We start from the raw sequence: 21,966 nt of genomic DNA on the forward strand, positions 1-21,966 counted from the left end.
GATGACAGACTTGAAGCGTTTAAATAAATTTATTAGTGAAACCGGGTTTTGCTCTCGCCGCGAAGCCGATAAATATATTGAGCAAGGTCGTGTTACCGTTAATGGCGAATTACCAGAAATGGGTGTTAAAGTTGCCCAATCAGATGTAGTTTTGGTTGATGGTAAACAATTAAAAGCACCACCTAAACGTGTGTATATTGCTTATAATAAGCCTGTGGGCATTACCTGTACCACAGAGCGTAAAATTCAAAGTAATATAGTTAAAGCCGTTAATTATCCTGAACGTATATTTCCGATTGGTCGTTTAGACAGACCCTCAGAAGGGCTGATTTTTTTAACCAATGAAGGCGATATCGTTAATAAAATCTTACGAGCTGGCAATAACCACGAAAAAGAATATGTGGTAACTGTAGACAAACCACTTAATCGTCAGTTTGTAAATAAAATGGCGAACGGTATTCCTATTTTAGATACCGTGACTAAAAAGTGTAAAGTTACTCAGACTGGTGCGCAGCAATTTAGCATTATTTTAACCCAAGGTTTAAACCGTCAAATTCGCCGTATGTGTGAATACTTAGGTTACGAAGTGGTTACACTAAAACGTGTGCGTATTATGAACGTAACTCTCAAAGGCTTAAAAGTAGGGCAGTGGCGACATTTAAGCGACGCTGAAATGGCGGTCATTAACGATTCAATTGCTGATTCAGGTAAAACGCAAGAACACTCACTTTATGATGATACTGAACAGCGCAAGTACACTGAACAAGATAAAAATAGTGGCGCTAAATCTGCTCATAAGCGTGATTTTCAGGGCGGGAAACTACGTCGTGAAAATAATGACGAGCAACAAAAGCACGCTAAAAAAAATAGTCGAAATACCCCTTACCAAAAACGCTCTACTACTTATGTGGGTAAATCAAATACTCACAAAGCAAATACTGCCACAGGAAACAAAACCCGCAGCAGTGGCACGTTAAGCTTAAAAAAGTAATTAAGCTTGTGTAAAAAAGCAAATAAAAACGCAGCCTTAGCTGCGTTTTTTGTTAGCCTACTGTTTGGGGTAATCAATCCTAAATACCACAGTGTATAAAACCGGCACTACAATTAGCGTAAGTATGGTGGCAAACCCTAAGCCAAACATAATGGTGACCGCCATCGACTGAAAAAATACATCGAATAGTAATGGGATCATGCCAAGTATTGTCGTGATAGCGGCCATGGCTACAGGGCGTACACGGCTTACGCCTGAGTCAAACACTGCTTGATATGGCGATTTACCTTCACTCAGTTCTAAGTTTATTTGATCAACCAGTACAATGCCGTTTTTAATTAGCATGCCGCTTAAGCTTAATAAGCCCAGTAGCGCCATAAAGCTAAACGGCGCATTCATCACTAATAAGCCTGCACTAACACCAATAATAGCCAGCGGTACAGTTGCCCAAATAACCAAAGGTTTTTTCACTGAGTTAAACAGTAATACTGTTACTGCAAACATTGCTAAATAGCCCAGTGGTAACGAGCCAAAAATAGCCTTTTTCGCTTTGCTTGATGATTCGAACTCGCCGCCCCATTGCATTTCATAGCCACGGGGTAAATCAATTGCTTCAACCTCAGCGCGAACCCGAGCAAATAATTTTGCAGGCGTTTCATCACCCAAAACATCATGATCTGCCATCACAGTAATGGTGCGTTTACGATCGCGACGCATAATTAAGCTGTCTTCCCACTCAACAATAAATTCATCAACCACTTGGGTAACCGGCACAAACACGCGTAAAACAGGGCTATAAATTTGTAAATCGTGAACACTGTCTACATTTAAACGCTCGCTTGCCGGTGAACGGGCAATAATAGGCAATAATTGCGTACCATCACGATACACACCCACTTGCTTACCCGACAGGCTCGTTAACAGAACTTGGTCAAGATCAAATTTGGTGATCCCCAAACGGCGCGCTTTTTGTTCATTAAATTGCGGACGAATCATTTTAGTGCGTGCACGCCAATCATCTCGAATGTTAAAGGCACCGTCGTCTTTAGCGATAATCTCTTTAGCCTGTGATGAAAGCTGTCTTAAAACAACCGGATCGGGGCCTGAGAACCGCGCTTCTATTTTGGCATCAGTTGAGGGGCCAATCTCCATTGGTTTTACTTTTAACTTTGCTGACAGTGGATGTTGCTTTGCGTAATCGCGCACTTTTTGCATGACTTTTGCGACGGCTTCACGATTGGTGACACGAATAATTAACTGTCCATAAGCAGGGTAGGATTTTTCAGGCGCGTAAGTCAGCATAAAACGCGGCGCACCTTGGCCAACCGTACTGGTGATTTCTGTGACCAGTTCATTCTTTTGTAAATAAGCTTCTAGCTGCTTAATGCCCTCAAGGGTTGCGCGAATATCAGCGCCTTGATCTTGCCAGTAATCGACATAAAACATCGGGGTATTCGAGGCTGGAAAAAATGATTGCTTCACAGCACCAAACCCCACTACAGCGCTGCATAAAAGAGCAACCATAAGGACTAAGGTTGTTTTTCTAAAGCGCATAGCTAAATTTAATATCGCTTTATAACCATTGAATATGATGCCTTGGTAAGGGTCTTCATGCTCTTGATTATGTTCGTGTTTAAATTCGGTTTCTTTAAACATCAAGTGGGCAAAAAACGGCGTGAGCGTAATTGCGGTGATCCAGCTCAAGAGCAAAGAAATAAACAGCACCCAAAATAAGCTACCAGCAAATTCACCACTGGCATCTGAGCTTAAACCAATCGGTGCGAAAGCGGTTATGGCAATAACTGTTGCGCCAAGTAGTGGCCACTTAGTTTGATCGACAATATTAACTGCCGCTTTAAGCTTTGTTTGTCCGCGCTTGAGGTTGATGAGAATACCTTCGGTCACAACAATGGCGTTATCGACCAGCATACCTAGTGCAATAATTAGCGCACCTAATGATATACGTTGTAAGTCAATCGCAAACAGTTTCATAAATATAAAGGTGCCTAATACGGTCAGTAATAATATACCGCCGATTAAAACCCCACTTTTAAAGCCCATAAAAATAAGTAGTACTACAATAACTATTGCAATGGCCTCTATTAAACTAACAATAAAGCCATCTACCGACTGCTCTACTTCTTTAGGTTGGTTATACACTGAGCTAATATCAATACCATGCGGGCGTTGATACTCAAGAGATGCTAAGTGCTCATCTATGTGTTTACCCACATCAACAACATTGACCCCAGACATAAACGACACACCAATAAGCAGAGCCTGTTGTTGATTGTAATGAATCACATTGGTCGGTACTTCAGCATATTCACGGTAAACCTTTGCAACATCGCCTAGATAAATGAGTTCGCTGGCACCTGATTTTGAAATTAATAAGGTTTCAAGTTCTTTTACATCTTTAAATTCACCAGTAGGGTGCAAGCGAATAGACTCATCACCCACGCGAATACGTCCAGCGTTAGATACGGTGTTTTGTGATTGCAGTAAATCATAAATATGACTAGGCGCAATACCAAGTTGGGCAAGCTTTTGCGTCGATACCTCAACCATTACTTGTGGCTGCTGTTGGCCCGCAATTGTAACTTTGCTCACTCCTTTGACTAAAACAAGTTCACGTTTTAAATAATCAACATAGTCTTTTAATTCATCATACGAGTAGCCATCGCCCGTGACGGCAAACATAACGCCGTAAACATCGGCAAAATCATCAATCACATTACTGGGGTAAACACCACTTGGCAGCGACGGGCTAAGGTCGTTTATTTTACGACGCATTTCATCCCATATTTGTCTAAGCTCTTGTTTACGATAGGTGCTTTTCATTTCTACGGTAATTTGTGATTTACCATTGGATGAAATAGAGGTGACATAATCAACATAGGGGAGCTGTTGAATGGCATTTTCAATCGGAAATGTGACTTCTTCTTCGACTTGCTGTGGAGAGGCGCCCGGGTATAAAGTGATCACCATGGCTTTTTTTAAAGTGAATTCAGGGTCTTCCAGCTGGCCTAAATCAAAATAAGATACACTGCCGCCAATTAACAGCAACAGCGTAAACATCCAGCTAATGACTTTTTTCTCAATAGATAGTTGCGCAAAGCCCATAATTATAAGCCTCGCTCTTTATTCCAAGGACGAACAGACATGCCCTCTTGTAAAGAGTGAACACCAGCAGAGACAATTTGTTGGCCTTCTTTTACGCCGCTAAGAACTTCAATAGTGTCGTGATGCAATTGACCCACTTGTACTGCTTGTTTATGCACAGTGCCAGTTTGCTGATTAAAAACCCACACATAGGCATTATCGCTTAGGCTTTTATTAGGATCTGAAAATACCGACTCAATAGGTAAAATAGTGTAGGGGGTTTGTGAGCGTGTAACTTTGCTCAAATCTATCATCACTTGTCCCGACATACCCGCAAGTAAGTTAAAATCTTCTGGCACCGGTAATGAAAACACCACTTTATAGGTGAGTGTTGCAGGATCGGCTTGGGTATCCCATTCTTTAAGCGTGAGTTTGTATTGCTTGTCGTGATAGCCATCAAATTCAACCATAGGTTGATATTGGGTATCTTTTTGAATACGTGCCACGATTTTTTCAGGAACCTGTATTGCTACATCCATAAAATCGCGGGTTTCTAAGCGCAAAACATTTTGTTTTGCTTGAATACTTTCAAAGTTTTTTACAAATACTTTGGCTACTATGCCAGCAAAAGGAGCGCGAAGTTCGCTGTACTCTAAATTCGTTTCTGCAATTTTAAACGCTGACTCAGCGACTTGTTCATTGGCAACCGCTTGATCAAGCTCGGATTGACTGGTGATATTTTTATCAAATAGTTGTTTAATACGTTTTAGCTGCGACTTAGCCAGTTCATAGCGCGCTTTGCGCTCATTATATTGTAATTGAAAATCTTCAGGGTCTAATTTCGCCAATAGTTGCCCTTTTTTTACCTGCTCACCGGCTAATACAGGAAATTCAACCAACTCACCATTGACCCTAAAAGCCAGGTACGAGCCCTGGTTTGCAACGACTTCCGCAGGAAAACTGCGTATGTTTGTTTGCGAATCATGACCAATACTAAATAATTTAACAGGGCGAATCGGCTCTTCTTTAACTATTTTCTCGGGCTCCGAGCAGCCTATTAAACTTAGTAATGTCGCAGATAGTAAACATAAGCGAAACAGTGGCATGATATCTCCATGATAAAAAAAGGCTAAATAAGTCAGTGCAGCATACGCTGCAAACATATAAAATAAAATTCATTAAATTTTAGAAACTCAATAAGTTTTACTTATAATGTGCTGGGCTGACTATGAAACTTAATCAATTACAAATTTTAGATGCTATTGTGCAAAGTGCGAGCTTAAGTGGCGCTGCATTAAAGTTACATAAAACTCAGCCTGCATTGACACTGGCGATTAAAAACTTAGAGGCGAAATTAGGTTTTGATCTACTCGACCGTTCTAAATACCGATTACAACTTACCGAAAAAGGACGTATTTTTCATCGTGAAGCTAAACAGCTTTTAAACGCGAATGAGCAGCTTACACAGCTTGCAACCGAGCTGGCGCTGGGGAATGAAGCGCAATATAGAGTTTGCTATGAGCAAATTTGTCATGTGCAAAGTTATAACGAGATCATAAGTAATACTTTTAAGCATTTTTCTAGTACAGAATTTCGTTTAACCAGTGGTAAACGGTTTGTATCTTTAGAGCAAGTGAATACCGGCCAAGCCGAGCTTGGGATTGGCCCATGGTTTGATTTATTTCATGCCACAGGCGATTTAGAAAGCTTACCGATAGGCAAGCTCGATATAGGTATTGTTGGCGCAAAAGGGATTTTACCTAAGCAGCTTACCTACGATGAGTTACAACTTTACCCGTGTTTAGCGATGTTTGAAAGTGGCTTGAGCATAGACAGCGACAGGCTGTCTTATTCTAAAGGGGCTGCGGTGATGAAAATAGATGACATATCTACCCTAAAGTCGTTTTTATTGTCAGGTGCAGGATGGGCAATGATGAGCTTAGGCCACTGTAAAAAAGAAATTACCGCGGGCTCATTACAGCAAATAATAGTAACAGACAGAGAGCACCAGTTTAGCGCGCAAATTCGTGCTTTTCGTCAACATGCTATGCACCATGGTCCTGTTGCCCGTAAAATTTGGCAGCAATTTGAATTACTCAGTCAGGAGTACTTAAACAATAATGGACGTTAATAAAGAAACGGTTATTTATACTATTATTGCGAGTATACCCTCAGGGTGTGTTGCCAGTTATGGCCAAGTAGCGGCGCTTGCAGGGTATCCTAATAATGCAAGGCTAGTTGGCCGATTATTAAAAGAGATGCCTAAAGATTCTACTATCCCATGGCATAGAGTGGTTAACAGCCAAGGTAAAATAGCGTTTGCACAGGGGAGTGCGCTGTATCAAACGCAACGAGAAAAGCTACTTTCTGAGGGTGTTACTTTTAACAATCAACGAATCAATATGGCAAAACACCGCTGGCAATAAACTAATTATCCATTTTTTGTAAGTCAGTTAAAGCCCAAATTTCATCTGCGGTCCATTCGTCTAGCCAAATAGGAATATCTTCGGCTTTCATTGGCTTAGCAATACCATAGCCTTGTGCTAGATAACAGCCAAGTAGCATTAGTGTTGCTGCATGCTCAGGGGTCTCTACGCCTTCAGCTATAACGCTTCGCTTAAACGAATTAGCCAGTGCAATAACGCCTTTTACAATTGCTAAATCGTTCGAGTCTTCAAGCATATCTCTAACAAAGCTTTGATCTATCTTTATTAAGCTTGCAGGTAAACGCCTTAAGTATGTGAGTGAGGAGTAACCCGTACCAAAGTCATCTAATGAAAACTCAACGCCCAAAGCTTTACAATCTTGCATGGTTTTAGATACGTGGGCTACATCGTTAAGCGCACTGGTTTCCAGTACTTCTAGCTCTAGGTTTCTAGCATCGACCTGTGGATGTGCCAATAGTAATTCAGTTAGCCGCGCTGTAAATTCAGGCTGCTGTAATTGAACTGCGGCAACATTAACGCTCACTTTTATGTTTAAACTAGGTGTTAAAATTTGCCAGTGGTTAATTTGAGATAATGCAGCGTTAATAACCCATTCGCCAACGTCTATCATTAGCGCATTGTTTTCAATTACAGGTAAAAATTCAATAGGGCTAAGCAACCCGCGCTCTGGGTGTTGCACGCGTATTAATGCCTCAACACCAATCATACTGCCCGTTCGCATATCTACTTTTGGTTGATAATAAAGTACAAACCAATTATTGGCTAAGGCTTCACGGATAAGTGAAATACCGGTTTGCTGTAATTTAACTGTATCTCCTTGACTCGTATCAAATAAATGATAACGATTTTTGCCCATTTGTTTGGCAATATACATGGCTTGATCGGCATGGCGCATCAGTTGTTTAGCATCTAAATTATCTTCTGGATATATTGTTACGCCAATACTGGCAGAGACATTCAAAACAATATCGTTAACAGTGACAGGTTTAGCTGCTGCGGCCAGAAGCCTCTCAAGTACGGGCACGCAATCGGCAACTGATCCTAAATTAGTTAATACAGCAACGAATTCATCGCCACCAATACGGGCCAAGCTATCACCTTCACGAAGTGCATCTTTTAAACGGATTGAAAGTGCAATTAATAACTTATCGCCAATATCATGGCCATGAGAATCATTAACATGCTTAAATCCATCTAAATCAAGAAACACCACCGCCAGAGAATTGTTATGGCGACGGCATTGCAACATGGTTTGGCTGAGCCTATCGGCAAGCAATACGCGGTTTGGCAAGTTAGTTAATAAATCATAATGTGCAATACGGCTAAGTTGCTCTTGTTGGCGTTTAGCTTGGGTGATATCGGTAAAAATTCCTAAGTAAAAAGTAACGTTGTTGTCGTCTTTTAAAACTGAAATATTGAGTAGTTCAGCATACAGTTCACCGTCTTTTTTGCAGTTCCATACTTCACCTTGCCAATGACCATATAGGCTGAGCTGTTTCCATATGTTTTTGTAAAATGACTCAGTTTGTTTGCCCGAATTTAAAAATGATGGATTGCGACCTATAACTTCATCATGGCTATAACCGGTTATATGACAAAAGGCAGGATTGACATCAACAATAACTTTATCCGCATTTGTAATAATTATCCCTTCGTGGGTATCTCTAAAAACCCGAGAGGATAAATGCAGTTTTTCTTCAAATAATTTACGTTCAGTAATATCAACCGAGACACCCAGCATGGTAATTGCGCTACCAGAGTTGTCTCTAACAAGAGTCCCTTTAGTATTAAACCAACGAACGTTACCCCGTTTAGTAATAATACGATGATCAACGTTATATTCTTTCGCAGCGTCAATACATTGATTTATATCGCTTACTATATTGGCGCGATCATTTGGGTGAATACTGGCTAGGTATTCATTTTTAGTCATTTCTAATTGTTTAACATTGCCGGTAATTAGTCTTATACCATGTTCAGAAAAGCGGATTATATTGGTTTTTATGTCCCATTCCCAAGTCGCAATTCCTCCCACTTTTTGGCTTAAAAGAAGTCGTCTTTCGGTATCAGTTAGTGCTTTAATGTTATTTTGTAATGCATGAGTACGTTGCTCTACTTTTTTTTCTAATTTTAGGTGGCTCGCTCTTAATCGGGTTATCAGATAAGATGAAAGTGTAGTTAAAAAAGTAAACGCAACCGCAATAGCAATACCAAGTAACAGCATACTATTGTCTTGCCAGCCCATGATAGGGTAGGCTTTAAATACCCAAACGCCGTTTGGCACTTGTATGTTAAAGTCGACCGTATTTTTTGTTATTTGGTTGTCTGAGGTAGCAATGATTTGCACATCATTTGTATCGGGCATGACTTTTGAAAGCTCATAACCAATGCCTGCCTGTGGCAGTTGAGCTAAATTAACGCCTTGAAGAATATCAGGAAAACGAATAAGCGCAGTGGCAAATCCCCAAAACTGGTTTCCTTGTGAGGTATCTAGATACACAGGCAGCCTAGCCGCTGCACCCATACCACCTTGAAATAATTCAAAAGGGCCAGCAAGGGTTAATTTACCTGTTTTTTTGGCTAAAAATGCCTCTTGCGTTCGCAGTGGGTTCTCTAAAACATTATTACCGATAGCACTTTCATTGCCTTTAAGTGGAACAACGTGTGTAAGAATACCGTTTTTATGAAGTTGTAAGGCGTCAAGACCTGGATAAAGACTTAACATTTCAGAAGCGAGTTCTTCAAAGCCTTTAGTCTCGCCATTTTGGGTACGAATTAATGCCGCAATTGGGTAGGCTGCAGAAAGTGCTTGGTTAAGGTTATTTCTAATATGGTTAACGTAGCTACCCGCCACCTTTCTAATAGAGTTTTGCTTTTGCTGATAAATGTATTGATCAAGTAAGGAGATTGAATACACAGATGCAAGCGTTGAGATTAACAATGTGATCAACACCAGTCTTGCTTTTATAAACAAGCTCAGTATCTGTGGTCGAGTATTAGATGGTGACAATGTAAATAACACCTAGCGTTGTTTAAGCCGCGTCCATTTAGAACAATGGCGTTTTAAGTTCCTGAAACAGTATAGCAAACAGTCATCTAAAGCATTAGGGAGATTTAATTATACTTTAAAATAACCACCGTGATTTACTAAAGCTTGAGTAAAATAATAGGCTACATTGTGAGATTAGCTAGGAAGGCACTATGTGTATTTAGTTAATACACATAGTGAGTAATGGCAATATAATGACTTACACAACCGCCAATGACAAAAAGATGCCAAATAGCGTGGCTATATTGAGTGTTTTTAGCGCTGTAAAACAATGTACCCACGCTATAAAATAAACCACCAGTAAGTAGCCAGTATAGTGCGTTGATAGGTAAGTTTGAGTAAAGTGGGTATATAATTGCCAGTGCAAACCAGCCCATTAATAAATAGGTAGCGAGTGACACTTTTTTATTGCCATTTTTAACAAGCAGTTTATAAGCAACACCGGCTAAAGCTACTGTCCAAATAAATACCAAGGTAGCCCAAGACCAAACCCCAGATAAAGAGAGTAATAAAAAAGGGGTATATGTGCCAGCAATAAGCATGTAAATAGCACAGTGGTCACATTTTTTATAAAACGCTCTTAATTTAGGACGAACACTGGCGTGATAAAGTGTAGAGGACAAAAATAAAATAAATAAGCTGCTGCCATAAACGACTGTGCTGGCGTAACCTTTTACAGAGTTAGCTTGTTTAAATAAATCCCAAATTACAAATGCAGCAAATAAAATCCCTAAAGCATGGCTAACAACATTTAATAGCTCTTCTTTTTTAGAATAGGGCGCTTCAACAGACATAACAGATCCTACCACTTACAAATTAACGTTTAGTGTACAAGTGTGCGCTGAAATTATCAATTTAGAATTGATTGACATGGTGCTGCCAGTTTATGGATTAAAGTATGTTAAAAAATACACTATTATTTGGTTATATTTTTTAAATTGTTAGTTAAATTAACTAACCCATATTTTATAAATCTTAACCTTTTTATTTTATATCTTTATAAAACAAAGGTTTATTGATTTTTTTCTTTATGGCACAGCCCTTGATTGTATCTAGGTGTATTAACCAATAAACAAACAAGGAATAACATTATGAAAACTTCAATTAACATGACACTGGCTAGTTTACTTTTATTAGGTTCATCTCAAGTACATGCAACAGAGGTCGATTTAGATATTACAGATATGTTGACTAAAACGGTGACAACTTATGTATCACAAGCAACCCATGAACTTGAACAGTCAGTAAAAGAAGCCGTTTCTTTTGATGCCCAAGCTATTTTAGATGGTTTACTACAAACCAATCCAGTTGTTGATAATAGTGGCATTGATGAAAAGCAACTTGTAGTAAAAACACAACAAAAGCAATAAAAATAGGGAATAAGTGATGAACAGCGAGTTCGAATTGTTAGCCCTGATGTTGGCGCCAGTGGCAAGTGTACTGAGTATATATTACATCGTTTACATGATAAAAAATGTGGGAACGAGGTTTAATTAGCGAATGCACTTACACGGTAAAACAATCGATGTAACTAAAGCTGATCGACTTCAATAGAGCGCACGTAAATAAAGGCAGAGTGTTTGAAAGAAGTAGACTTTATGAAACGTGCGATTTTCCCATTACCGATTTTTATATTACCTGAAGGCTATACGCGATTACGTATATTTGAGCCTCGTTATTTGACGATGGTTAAAAACGCATTAAAAACAAACAGCGGTTTTGTACTTTGCACCTTCGAACACGACACACCATTTAATATAAGCGCCCAAGGGTGTTTAATGGATATTATTGATTTCGACCAAGACGAAAGCGGTATGCTGTTGATTGATGTTTTTGCATCAAAAAGTGTGCAACTAGATAACGTGTACCAAGACGAACAGGAGTTACGCCATGGCGAGGTCTCTGCGTGCAATACACCTTATTGGTACAACAGCAGTAACCATGACATTGGTGAACATCAACTACTTCAAGTGGCACTAGAAGAAGTATTCTCTAATAACCCACAGCTACAGTCTCTTTATAAACATACCCAGTTTAATCAACTTACTTGGGTTGTTGCCAGATGGCTTGAGCTTCTCCCTATTTCTATTGAGAAAAAACAACAACTTGCATTTGAAACTAATTTTGATAACTTGCTGAATTTCCTCCATACTGTGATTAATAACGAATTTGCCTAAAATAATTTTGATCCACTTATAATCTTAGCTCGTAATGCTACTTACAAAAGCTATAACGGGACATTTTACTATGGTAAGTCAACAACAAACATTACGTTGTGAACCTAACACAGGTAAGTATACTGCCATGCCAGAAACGCCAAGTACGGAACTCAGGGAAGCATTAGTTAATGTAGCCCAATCTCGCGATAAAAAATCTTTCGCGTACTTGTTTGAATATTTTGCACCAAAGATCAAACGCTTTGGCATTAAGCAGTTTGGTGTAGAAGCCCAAGCAATGGAGTTGGTGCAAGAAACGCTCACTTCAGTGTGGCGAAAAGCGCATTTGTACAACAGCGACAAAGGCGCAGCCACTACGTGGGTTTATACGGTAATGCGTAATGCGTCCTTTGATATGCTTCGAAAAATGAAAAGTAACAAAGAAGAAAATATCAGCGAAGACATCTGGCCGTTATTGAATGAATCAGAAGATACACATCACGAATACAGTGACCACCTTGAAGATAAACAAATTAAGCGCTACCTAGATAAACTGCCACAAGCACAAAGAGAAGTGGTACGCGGTGTTTACTTTCAAGATATGTCGCAAGAGCAGCTTGCTCAACAATTAAACATTCCAGTAGGCACGGTAAAATCACGATTACGTTTAGCCTTGCAGAAATTACGTAATGAAATGGGAGATCAGCATGATTAAACATCACCCGAGTGAAACACTACTGACACAATACTGTGCAGCAACACTTCCCGCATCACTAAGCTTAGCCGTATCTATTCATGTAGATATGTGCCCAATATGCCAAGCTGAGGTTGAAAAACTCGAGGCAAGTAATGCAAAAGCAGTGTTTAGTGACAACATGAATGTTAATAACGATGAGCAAAGCGACGATATAGCGGACTCAGGGTTGCTTGAATTAATCACGTCAGACGATTCGATTGATGAAGTTTATGCCGTTGAACCTGTCACTATTGAAGTGAATGACTATAATTACAGCTTACCAAGAGCATTAACACGTATTTCTCATAGCAAATTTACACAAGTAGGTAAGCTTGCTCGTTCACGTATAGCGCTTGACGATGGGCATTTGCGCTCGAGTTTATTGCACATAGACGCAGGCGGTGAAATTCCTGAGCATACACATACAGGTTTTGAAGTTACGCTACTTCTTGATGGCGAATTTACAGATGAAGAAGGCAGTTATGTACCAGGTGATTTTATTTGGCAAGATGGCCGTCATCAACATACTCCTTTAACAAAAGAGGGATGTTTGTGCTTTACTGTAGTCAGTAGTGCGCTACATTTCAATAAAGGACTTAGCAAGTTGCTTAATCCAATTGGCAGCTTGATTTATTAAGAGAATCTATGCAAACAGATACAATAAAAATAGGTATTAGCGCCTGCTTAGCAGGCGAAAAGGTAAGATTTGACAGCGGCCACAAAAAATCTAACTTTTGTATGGAAGAGCTGGCAAAACATGTTGAATATAAAATGTATTGTCCTGAGGTTGCGGTTGGCTTACCTATACCGCGCCCGACAATTCGTCAAGTAAGAACTGCTGATACTATTAAAGTGTGTCGTCCAGATGGTACAGGTGATGTTGGCCCTCAGCTAACAGAATACGGCAAAAAAATAGCCACAGAGCAAGCCGGTCATTTAAGTGGGTTTGTTTTTTGTGCTAAAAGCCCGAGTTGCGGCATGGAGCGCGTTAAAATTTACAATGAAGCAGGAACCGGTAACACCTCTGAAGGGATTGGTTTTTTTGCAGAACAAATCATGAAACACAACCCATTACTGCCCTGTGAAGAAAACGGTCGCTTGAACGACGTTCATTTACGCGAAAATTTTGTTATGCGTGTTTATACATTATATAACTGGCAGCAGTTGGTGAAAGAACCTATTACAGTTCATCGGTTAACTCAGTTTCACGCGCAATACAAATACTTGTTGATGGCTCATAACTATCAAGCTTACCGTGACTTAGGCCACTTGCTTGGTACTTATTTAGGTGATGATATAAACGCATTAGCCGATGAGTATATTCTCGGTTTAATGACCGCGTTGAAACGTCCTGCGTCAAGAAAAAACAATTCAAATACTTTAATGCACTTGCAAGGTTACTTCAAAAGAGATTTATCGAAAATCGAAAAAGAAGAAATGCGAGATGCAATAGACGAATATCGCCAAGGGTTGGTACCGCTTTATGTACCACTAACCTTACTTAAGCATCATTTAAAGGTTCATCCTAATGAATATTTAAGCAAGCAAATATACTTTAACCCTTATCCTAATGAATTAAAGTTACGTTACGGTTTGTAATGAATACACTATTTTGGTTTAGGCGTGATTTGCGCCTTTTTTCAAACGAAGCGCTTATTGAAGCGTTAAATAATGGTGCTAAACACACCATTTTTTTTGTGTGCGAAAAACAATGGGCACAGCATAACACTGCCCCAATTCAAATTGATTTACTAAAACGCAGAGTCAGTTACATACGTGAAAAATTAGCTGAGTATGGCATTAATTTACACGTGATAGAGGCTCCTTATTTCACAGACTGCCAAACTAAGCTTCTCGATTTTTGTCAGCAGTATGAGATTAAACACATAATAGCCAATAAAGAATATGAGCTTAATGAGTTTAATAGAGATAAAGCGATTCAAGCGCAATGCGATCAACAGCAAATAACATTTACTTTATACGAAGGTGACATCATTGCACCTGTTGGCAGTGTACGCACTCAAAACAATGAAATGTATAAAGTGTTTACGCCTTTTAAGCGGGCGTGGTTAAAACAGTATCAAGATACTCACTTTAGCTTGGTGTCGTGGCCATTATCTTCAAACCCTATTGATATTGAATCGTGTGAATTACTCAGCAGTGATGACAGTTCAAAGAAATGGCCGGTTGATGACGACACCTTAGCGAGTGTGGTCGATAATTTTATCCATGATAAATTAGCAAGTTATGATGATGTACGCGATATACCTAGTGTAAAAGGAACATCGGGTTTAAGCCCATATTTAGCATTAGGGGTTGTTAGCAGTAAGCAGTTAATGGTCAACATACAACAGCAGTATCCAGATATTTTGACTACCTCAAAAAGTAAAACCTTTACGTGGGTGAACGAGCTGATTTGGCGTGAATTTTATAAACACCTCATTGCCGAATTTCCTAAATTATCGCGCGGTGCTAATTTCAACGAAAAGTACGATAGTGTTGCTTGGCGTGATAATGAGGCTGAGTTTAAGCTTTGGTGTGAAGGCCGCACTGGCTATCCACTTGTTGATGCTGCCATGCAACAGCTATTGCAAACTGGTTGGATGCACAACCGTTTGCGAATGGTAGTGGCAAGTTTCTTAACTAAACATCTTTTAATCGACTGGCGTAAGGGCGAGCAGTTTTTTATGCAGCACCTTATTGATGGTGATTTAGCCTCGAATAATGGCGGCTGGCAATGGGCGGCAAGTACAGGCTGTGATGCACAGCCTTATTTTAGAGTGTTTAACCCTATTACTCAAAGTGAACGCTTTGATCCAAGTGGTCAATTTATTCGTAAATATCTGCCTGAATTAGAAAAAGTCCCAGATAAACACATTCATTTTCCTCATACCTATTTAGCAGCAACGGGGCAAAGTGAACACTGTTACTGGCCGGCAATTGTTGATCATAAAGCAGCACGAGCTAGGGCTTTAGATGCATTTAAGGTGTGATATGGATAACCAATTATCAGTCGATAAATTTGTAGAAATATATCAAAAGCTTGATAAAAATAACCTTGAGTTATTAACCGAAATTTACGCAAAAAATATACAATTTATAGATCCGCTGCACGAAATTAATGGTCTAGAAGATTTAAGGCGTTATTTTTGTGGTTTATACAGTAATGTTAAGGATTGTCGATTTGACATAACCGATTCATTTACCAACGATAATAACGCATTTGTGTATTGGACAATGTATTACTCTCATCCAAAACTGAATGCCGGTAAAACAATCACAGTGCAAGGGCACAGCAAGTTGGTATTTGAAGGCGACAAAATTGTAAAACATCGAGATTACTTTAATGCTGGTGAGCTGTTATACAAGCATATCCCATTACTAGGTAATATCATTAATTTTATTGATAAAAGGGCTGGTTAACTATGATTACCCTTATTACAGGTGCAACGTCGGGTATTGGTGAACAACTTGCTATTAAGTATGCCGAGCAGGGTGATACAGTGATTGCCTGCGGGCGTAATACGCAAAAGCTCGCTGAACTTGCCAAACACAACAACATAGAAACCTGCCAATTTGACGCCACTAATTTACAAGATATAAAAGCGGCAACGTTAGGGTACACTCAATTTGACCGCGTAATTCTTAATGCTGGAAACTGCGAGTATGTTGACGATGCACGTAATTTTGATAGCGCCTTATTTGAGCGCGTTATTAACGTTAACTTGTTATCAATGGGTTACTGCTTAGAGGCGCTTTTACCAAAAATAGTCTCTGGCGGGCAATTAGTAATGGTTAGTTCAAGTGTTACTTATTTACCATTACCACGTTCAGAAGCCTACGGTGCATCAAAGGCAGGCGTTAGTTATTTAGCTAAGAGCCTAGCGGTAGATTTAACCGATGTTGATGTGACATTAGTACACCCTGGTTTTGTAAAAACCCCTTTAACTGATAAAAATGATTTCCCTATGCCGATGGCTGTTACAGCCGAAAAAGCGGCTGACTATATAATAAAAGGCGTCGCTAAACGCCGCAAAGAAGTTCATTTCCCCTATCGTTTTACACTTATACTTAAAGCATTGCGAATATTGCCACTTTCGCTTTGGCTTAAAATTGCAAAAGGATTAACCCGTTGAAAAAAATAGCAATAATTGGGACTGGCGTATCAGGTTTAACCTGCGGGCATTTACTGCACAAGCATTACGATGTCACATTATTTGAAAAAAATGATTATATTGGTGGTCACACAGCAACTGTAGATGTAGAGCACAGCGGTATTAATTACGCGGTAGATACGGGGTTTATTGTATTTAATGATAGAACGTACCCTTATTTTGAAAAGTTGCTTGAACGCATTGGTGTAAAACGTAAACCGACACAAATGAGTTTTAGTGTGCATAACGAAGCAACCGGCTTTGAATACAATGGGCATACATTTAGTAGTTTATTTGCTCAGCGCAGAAATATAGTTAGACCTAAATTTTGGCGTTTATTGTATGACATCGTGCGTTTTAATAAGTTATGTAAGGCTTTGCACGCAAAAGGTCACTACACAGAGCAATCACTAGGTCAATTATTACAACAACATGGTTTTAATGATTTCTTTAAATACCACTACATTTTACCTATGGGTGCTGCCATTTGGTCTACTAGCATTAAAGAAATGGAAAATGTAGGGGTTGAGTTTTTTGTAAAGTTTTTCTTTAACCATGGTTTGCTAGACATTACCAATAGACCTCAATGGTACGTTATTCCCGGTGGCTCGCGAGAATACATTAAGCCTTTAATTGCCGGTTTTGCCGACAACATAAAACTTAACAGTCACATTAAGTCTGTGACTAGAAACGCAGAAGGCGTAACAATTACCTTTGCAGATGATCAGCAAGCACAGTTTGATAAAGTCATTTTTGCCTGTCACTCTGATCAAGCTTTAGCTTTGCTTGGCGATCCTTGTGAGCAAGAAACCACTGTTTTGGGTGCTATCCCGTACACAGAAAATTCAGTAGTACTTCACACTGATGAATCATTATTACCGGATAGAAAAGCCGCATGGGCAAGTTGGAATTATTTGCTCAATAATAATACCGATAAAGCGGCGGTGGTTACGTATCAAATGAATATACTGCAAGGGATAGAATCAGATACACAGTTCTGCGTTACCTTGAATCATTTAGAAGGTATTAATCAGAGTAAAATTTTACGTGAATTTACCTATCACCACCCTGTATTTAACCAAGAGTCTATTGCCGCCCAACAGCAAAAACATACCGTTGATGGACAAAATAACACGTACTTTTGCGGAGCGTATTGGTACAACGGTTTTCATGAGGATGGTGTGCGCAGCGCCGTTGATGTGGCCAAGCAACTTGGAGTAGAGTTTGACTAATGCAGTGTATTTAGGCGATGTTAAACATCGCCGTTTTGCTGTTAAACATCATGCGTTTAGTTACCCGCTTTATATGATGTGGGTTGACTTAAATAACATCGAAGCACTTAATGGGGTACATAAACAACTTGGTACCACAGGATTTAAGGCTTTAAAATTTAAACAGTCTGACTATTTGAAAGGATTGGCGAACACTGACAATAAGCCCATTGTAGAGCGTGCTCACGCTCAGTTAGCTGCGCTAGGGGTTACAGAAAAGTTCAGTCATGTTTATATGTTAGGGCAGTTACGTTGCTTGGGTATTTACTTTAGCCCCGTTAATTTTTATTTTTTTGGCCATGACGATAATCAATTTAGCTACATGGTCGCTGAGGTGAGTAATACCCCATGGAATGAACGACATTACTACTTGGTTCCACTACAAAAAAAAGTGAACTTTAAGAAAGTTTTTTCCGTATCACCTTTTATGAACTTAGATATGAACTACCATTGGACTGTTCGACAAAAGCAAGACAATATACTGATACGTATAGAAAATAAGCGTGATGACGAATTACTTTTTGACGCATCGTTAAGGTTACAGCGTCAAACACTCTGCACAGCACAAATGAGTAAATTGCTTAAGCGTTTTCCAGCAATGACATGGTCTATTTTCAAAGGTATTTACTATCAGGCATTTAAACTGTTTGTAAAAAAAGTCCCATTTTTAGGTCATTCAGGTAGATCATAATTTTTTATTAATTTATGTTGTTTAACAAGTAATAACAATAATATAGGTAAGTGTATGGAAAAGGTATCGAGCTTACGCGTTCAAGAACGCACAAGTTGGTTTACTAACTTATACAAGAAGTTAGTATTCAAAGCGTTCTCGTCTATTGAAACAGGCCAAATAGTGCTTGTAGACAATAATCAGCAGTCTGTATTTGGCGATACGTCATCAGAGCTTAAAGTAACGGTAACCGTTAATGATACTGCTATGTATAAAGCATTTGCGCTCTCGGGAAGTATTGGCGCGGGAGAATCTTACATATTAGGGCAGTGGCAGTGTGATAACTTAACTCGGTTGATAGAAATTTTTGCAATTAACCAAGACCAACTAGACGCATTTGAAAAGAAATTCGCTTTTTTTAGTAACATTGCTCATCGTATAAACCACATTAAAAATAAAAACTCTCACTCGGGCTCTAAAAAGAATATTGTTGCACACTACGACTTAGGCAATGACTTATACGAGTCTTTTTTAAGCAAAGAAATGCTTTATTCAAGTGCCGTATACCCAAGTAAAGACGCCACCCTTGAGCAAGCACAGCAATACAAACTACAGCGTATTTGTGAACAAGTCGAGTTACAACAAGGCGACATCGTCATTGAAATTGGTACAGGTTGGGGAGCATTTGCAATTTATGCGGCTACTCACTACGACTGCCATGTAACAACCACTACCATCTCTGATGAACAGCACGATTATGTTGCAAATAAAATTAAAGAGCTTGGGCTTGAAAATAAAATAACTTTACTCAAACAAGATTACCGTTTACTAACCGGTAAATACGATAAGCTAGTATCAATTGAGATGATAGAAGCGGTTGGTCATGAGTACTTGCCTAGTTTTTTCACACAGTGCGGTCAGCTATTAAAAGACGACGGTGCTATGCTTATTCAAGCAATTACAATTAGCGACCAGCGTTACCAGCATTATTTAAAAAATTCTGACTTTATTCAGCAATATATTTTCCCTGGTGGGTGTTTGCCTTCGCTCAACGAAATGAGTGAGCAAATAAAAAATCATACCGATATGAATATCCACACAGTTAGCGATATTGGTGCTCACTACGCAAGAACCCTTGCTGATTGGCGAGATCGTTTCATTGCAAGTTGGCCAAACCTCGATAGTAATAAATTTGATGAGCGATTTTACCGTCTATGGCTATTTTATTTTGCTTATTGCGAGGGCGCATTTAGAACTCGCGCAACAAGCACCGTGCATTTAATGGCACGCAAACCCCGTTTTACGAGTAGTAATGATGAGATTGCACTCGCTTATTAATTTTGTACTGTTTCAAGTAGTGTGGTTTTTATGCCTACTGCTTGAACAGCATTCAATTGTCTATTCAACAGTAGTCATTGCATTAATGTTTTATTTGTCAGCGCAAAAAAAACAGGATGCTTTTTTGCTTCTAAAGTGCTTACCACTAGCCTTACTAAGTGAGTTTATCGCGGTTAAGTTCGGTCTGATTGAATTTAAAGTAGCGCCATTTCCACTTTGGTTAGTGTTTTTATGGGCTGCTTTATTGCTATGTATTAACACCTCTATGTCGTTTTTAACAACCATTAAACCTTGGCAAGCGTTTATTGTATGCTTAGTGTTTGCACCAGGAAGTTACTGGGCAGGGGCGCGATTCGATGTGTTAGAGCTCGGCTTGCCGTTATGGCAATTTTGGCCTTTATACGGTGCTTTATGGGCTGCAACGTTTAGCGTTATTTTATTTATTAACGGTAAAATTGGCGCGTTTATTAAGCAATAAAACAATTGTATTTACTGCTTGGAGCTGATTATGAAAACGCTTTTAAATTTAGTACTAATTTATGCCCTGTTTAACCATGCTGCTTATGCTGATACCCAGTTTAACAAAGTGGGCGAGGCACGTATGGAATACCTTTTTTGGGATGTTTATGATGCAACGCTTTTTACTCCCTCTGGATCTTATAGTCCCAAGCAAACGCCGGTTAAATTTACTTTAACTTACCTGCGCGACTTTGATGCTAAAGACATTGTAAAAGCCACTAAAGAGCAATGGCAACATTTAGGTAAATCACAATTATCAGCTCGCTATGCAGATAAATTATTAGCCATATGGCCAGACATTAAAAAGGGTGAATCGTTAACCTTACTGACCGATCAGCAAGGACACAGTATTTTCTTTCACAATGACAATGAAATAGGCCGCATAGAAGACACCACTTTTGCAGATGACTTCTTAGCTATTTGGCTAAGTGAGAACACCTCAGAACCATCGATTAGAAATCAACTTTTAGGGATTTAATATGATTAATCTAAAACGTATCAAAGTAACTTTGCTACTGGTAGTAAGCTTCTTTATTGCAAGTTGTTCAGCGCCGAGTGTAGAGCATTACAAAGGCTCAGAACCTAATTTCGATTTTAAGACTTTTTTTAGCGGCGATTTAAAAGCCTACGGTGTTGTACAAGACTTTAAAGGCGAATTAACCCGAAAGCTTGTTGTAGACTTGAGCGCTACGTGGGATGGCAACCAAGGCGTTATTGAGGAAGACTTCGTTTATGATGACGGCGAAACCCAAAAACGTATTTGGAAAATAACCTTAAACGACGACAACACGTTAACCGGTACTGCTTCTGATGTTTTAGGCACGGCCACAGGCAAAAGTGAAGGCAGTGTTTTTCATTGGAACTACAATGTAGAAATTCCTTACGATGGCAGCACTTTTGAAGTTAACTTTGATGATTGGATGTATTTAGTCACCAACACGCGCTTGATAAACCGCACATCTATTGTTAAGTTTGGCGTTGAGGTCGGGGAAGTGACCTTAGTAATAGAAAAAATATAGCGACTCATCACAGTGCATAGCTGCACTATATTTGTGCTTAAATTAAGTTTTTGTTAACCCAACTCGCTGTATTTTACAGTGAATTATTATAATTTTACTAATTTTTTAGTATTTTAGATAAAAAACGTAATTTGCTGTTGCTAACTCTTCGAAAATGCATAAAGATAGGATTTGCGAAGGCAAAATAATAACGAATAGGAATCTAATAATGAACAAAGCTCAACTAGTTGAAAAAATCTCTACTGACGCAGAAATCTCTAAAGCAGCCGCTACACGTGCACTTGATGCATTCACAGGCGCTGTAACTTCTTCACTAAAAGAAGGCAACTCTGTTGCATTAGTTGGTTTTGGTACTTTTTCAGTTAAAGAACGTGCTGCTCGCACAGGTCGTAACCCACAAACAGGTGCAGAAATCCAAATTTCAGCAGCGACTATTCCAAGCTTTAAACCAGGTAAAGGTCTTAAAGACCAAGTAAACCTATAAGGTTTAGGTTTATAAAAATAATAAAAGGGC

At 39.2% G+C, this 21,966-nt stretch carries 22 protein-coding genes; 18 read left to right on the forward strand and 4 right to left on the reverse strand.

The genetic code is table 11. The annotated features are described in order from the left end of the window. Position 1: 1 nt before the first annotated feature. The gene (gene rluF, locus PSM_RS17715) at positions 2 to 991 is read left to right on the forward strand and encodes a 23S rRNA pseudouridine(2604) synthase RluF (protein ID WP_013463244.1); all 990 of its coding nucleotides are present in this window, start codon (positions 2 to 4) and stop codon (positions 989 to 991) included. Between the two features lie 57 nt (positions 992 to 1,048). On the opposite strand, the gene PSM_RS17720 is transcribed toward rluF, so the two are convergent. Together PSM_RS17720 and PSM_RS17725 are read right to left on the reverse strand one after the other, a co-directional pair. Continuing rightward, positions 1,049 to 4,114: an efflux RND transporter permease subunit gene (locus tag PSM_RS17720; protein ID WP_013463245.1), complete on the reverse strand. Its 3,066-nt coding sequence runs from the start codon at positions 4,112 to 4,114 to the stop codon at positions 1,049 to 1,051. Between the two features lie 2 nt (positions 4,115 to 4,116). Further along, positions 4,117 to 5,199 carry an efflux RND transporter periplasmic adaptor subunit gene (locus PSM_RS17725; RefSeq protein ID WP_013463246.1) on the reverse strand — a complete coding sequence of 361 codons (1,083 nt, stop codon included), beginning with the start codon at positions 5,197 to 5,199 and terminating at the stop codon, positions 4,117 to 4,119. Positions 5,200 to 5,321: 122 nt separating this feature from the next. Here PSM_RS17725 and PSM_RS17730 point away from each other — a divergent pair, with 122 nt between their 5' ends. Next, complete coding sequence (locus tag PSM_RS17730; protein ID WP_013463247.1) at positions 5,322 to 6,224, forward strand: LysR family transcriptional regulator; 903 nt, start codon at positions 5,322 to 5,324, stop codon at positions 6,222 to 6,224. After that, on the forward strand, positions 6,214 to 6,519 hold the full coding sequence (locus PSM_RS17735; protein WP_013463248.1) for an MGMT family protein: 306 nt from the start codon (positions 6,214 to 6,216) through the stop codon (positions 6,517 to 6,519). The genes PSM_RS17730 and PSM_RS17735 overlap by 11 nt, the downstream gene beginning before the upstream one ends. A 1-nt stretch (position 6,520) precedes the next feature. Here PSM_RS17735 and PSM_RS17740 read toward each other — a convergent pair whose 3' ends face one another. Both PSM_RS17740 and trhA read right to left on the reverse strand, forming a co-directional pair. Further along, the gene (locus PSM_RS17740; RefSeq protein ID WP_174961916.1) at positions 6,521 to 9,550 is read right to left on the reverse strand and encodes a bifunctional diguanylate cyclase/phosphodiesterase; all 3,030 of its coding nucleotides are present in this window, start codon (positions 9,548 to 9,550) and stop codon (positions 6,521 to 6,523) included. Positions 9,551 to 9,753: 203 nt separating this feature from the next. Beyond that, positions 9,754 to 10,383: a PAQR family membrane homeostasis protein TrhA gene (trhA, locus tag PSM_RS17745; protein ID WP_013463250.1), complete on the reverse strand. Its 630-nt coding sequence runs from the start codon at positions 10,381 to 10,383 to the stop codon at positions 9,754 to 9,756. A 297-nt stretch (positions 10,384 to 10,680) separates the two neighbouring features. Between trhA and PSM_RS17750 the strand changes: the two genes are divergently transcribed. From PSM_RS17750 to PSM_RS17820, 15 genes are all read left to right on the forward strand, one after another. Beyond that, positions 10,681 to 10,959, forward strand: coding sequence for a hypothetical protein (locus PSM_RS17750; RefSeq protein WP_013463251.1), 279 nt, complete (start codon positions 10,681 to 10,683; stop codon positions 10,957 to 10,959). A gap of 228 nt (positions 10,960 to 11,187) precedes the next feature. After that, positions 11,188 to 11,766: an LON peptidase substrate-binding domain-containing protein gene (locus tag PSM_RS17755; protein WP_036950068.1), complete on the forward strand. Its 579-nt coding sequence runs from the start codon at positions 11,188 to 11,190 to the stop codon at positions 11,764 to 11,766. 70 nt (positions 11,767 to 11,836) lie between these two features. Further along, positions 11,837 to 12,460: a sigma-70 family RNA polymerase sigma factor gene (locus PSM_RS17760; RefSeq protein WP_013463253.1), complete on the forward strand. Its 624-nt coding sequence runs from the start codon at positions 11,837 to 11,839 to the stop codon at positions 12,458 to 12,460. Beyond that, positions 12,453 to 13,118, forward strand: a complete 666-nt coding sequence (locus PSM_RS17765; RefSeq protein ID WP_013463254.1) for a ChrR family anti-sigma-E factor — start codon at positions 12,453 to 12,455, stop codon at positions 13,116 to 13,118. The genes PSM_RS17760 and PSM_RS17765 overlap by 8 nt, the downstream gene beginning before the upstream one ends. A gap of 8 nt (positions 13,119 to 13,126) precedes the next feature. After that, positions 13,127 to 14,080 (forward strand): YbgA family protein, encoded by a 954-nt coding sequence (locus PSM_RS17770; protein WP_013463255.1) that lies wholly within the window; start codon positions 13,127 to 13,129, stop codon positions 14,078 to 14,080. Then, positions 14,080 to 15,474 carry a deoxyribodipyrimidine photo-lyase gene (gene phrB / locus PSM_RS17775; RefSeq protein ID WP_013463256.1) on the forward strand — a complete coding sequence of 465 codons (1,395 nt, stop codon included), beginning with the start codon at positions 14,080 to 14,082 and terminating at the stop codon, positions 15,472 to 15,474. The genes PSM_RS17770 and phrB overlap by 1 nt, the downstream gene beginning before the upstream one ends. Position 15,475: 1 nt before the next feature. Next, positions 15,476 to 15,904: a nuclear transport factor 2 family protein gene (locus tag PSM_RS17780; protein ID WP_013463257.1), complete on the forward strand. Its 429-nt coding sequence runs from the start codon at positions 15,476 to 15,478 to the stop codon at positions 15,902 to 15,904. Between the two features lie 2 nt (positions 15,905 to 15,906). Beyond that, positions 15,907 to 16,617: an SDR family NAD(P)-dependent oxidoreductase gene (locus tag PSM_RS17785; RefSeq protein ID WP_013463258.1), complete on the forward strand. Its 711-nt coding sequence runs from the start codon at positions 15,907 to 15,909 to the stop codon at positions 16,615 to 16,617. Beyond that, a complete protein-coding gene (locus PSM_RS17790) occupies positions 16,614 to 17,867 on the forward strand; it encodes an NAD(P)/FAD-dependent oxidoreductase (RefSeq protein WP_013463259.1) in 1,254 nt (417 codons plus the stop codon). The genes PSM_RS17785 and PSM_RS17790 overlap by 4 nt, the downstream gene beginning before the upstream one ends. Next, positions 17,860 to 18,597 (forward strand): DUF1365 domain-containing protein, encoded by a 738-nt coding sequence (locus PSM_RS17795; RefSeq protein WP_013463260.1) that lies wholly within the window; start codon positions 17,860 to 17,862, stop codon positions 18,595 to 18,597. The genes PSM_RS17790 and PSM_RS17795 overlap by 8 nt, the downstream gene beginning before the upstream one ends. A gap of 54 nt (positions 18,598 to 18,651) precedes the next feature. Then, positions 18,652 to 19,914, forward strand: coding sequence for an SAM-dependent methyltransferase (locus PSM_RS17800; protein ID WP_013463261.1), 1,263 nt, complete (start codon positions 18,652 to 18,654; stop codon positions 19,912 to 19,914). After that, the gene (locus PSM_RS17805) at positions 19,892 to 20,392 is read left to right on the forward strand and encodes a DUF2878 domain-containing protein (RefSeq protein ID WP_013463262.1); all 501 of its coding nucleotides are present in this window, start codon (positions 19,892 to 19,894) and stop codon (positions 20,390 to 20,392) included. The genes PSM_RS17800 and PSM_RS17805 overlap by 23 nt, the downstream gene beginning before the upstream one ends. A 30-nt stretch (positions 20,393 to 20,422) precedes the next feature. Further along, entirely contained in the window at positions 20,423 to 20,911 is a 489-nt protein-coding gene (locus tag PSM_RS17810) for a chalcone isomerase family protein (RefSeq protein WP_013463263.1), read from the forward strand. Between the two features lies 1 nt (position 20,912). After that, a complete protein-coding gene (locus PSM_RS17815; protein ID WP_013463264.1) occupies positions 20,913 to 21,452 on the forward strand; it encodes a DUF3833 domain-containing protein in 540 nt (179 codons plus the stop codon). Positions 21,453 to 21,660: 208 nt separating this feature from the next. Next, complete coding sequence (locus PSM_RS17820; RefSeq protein ID WP_008112559.1) at positions 21,661 to 21,936, forward strand: HU family DNA-binding protein; 276 nt, start codon at positions 21,661 to 21,663, stop codon at positions 21,934 to 21,936. Positions 21,937 to 21,966: the final 30 nt, after the last annotated feature.

It is taken from the genome of Pseudoalteromonas sp. SM9913, from assembly GCF_000184065.1.
Classification (GTDB): Bacteria; Pseudomonadota; Gammaproteobacteria; order Enterobacterales; family Alteromonadaceae; genus Pseudoalteromonas; species Pseudoalteromonas tetraodonis.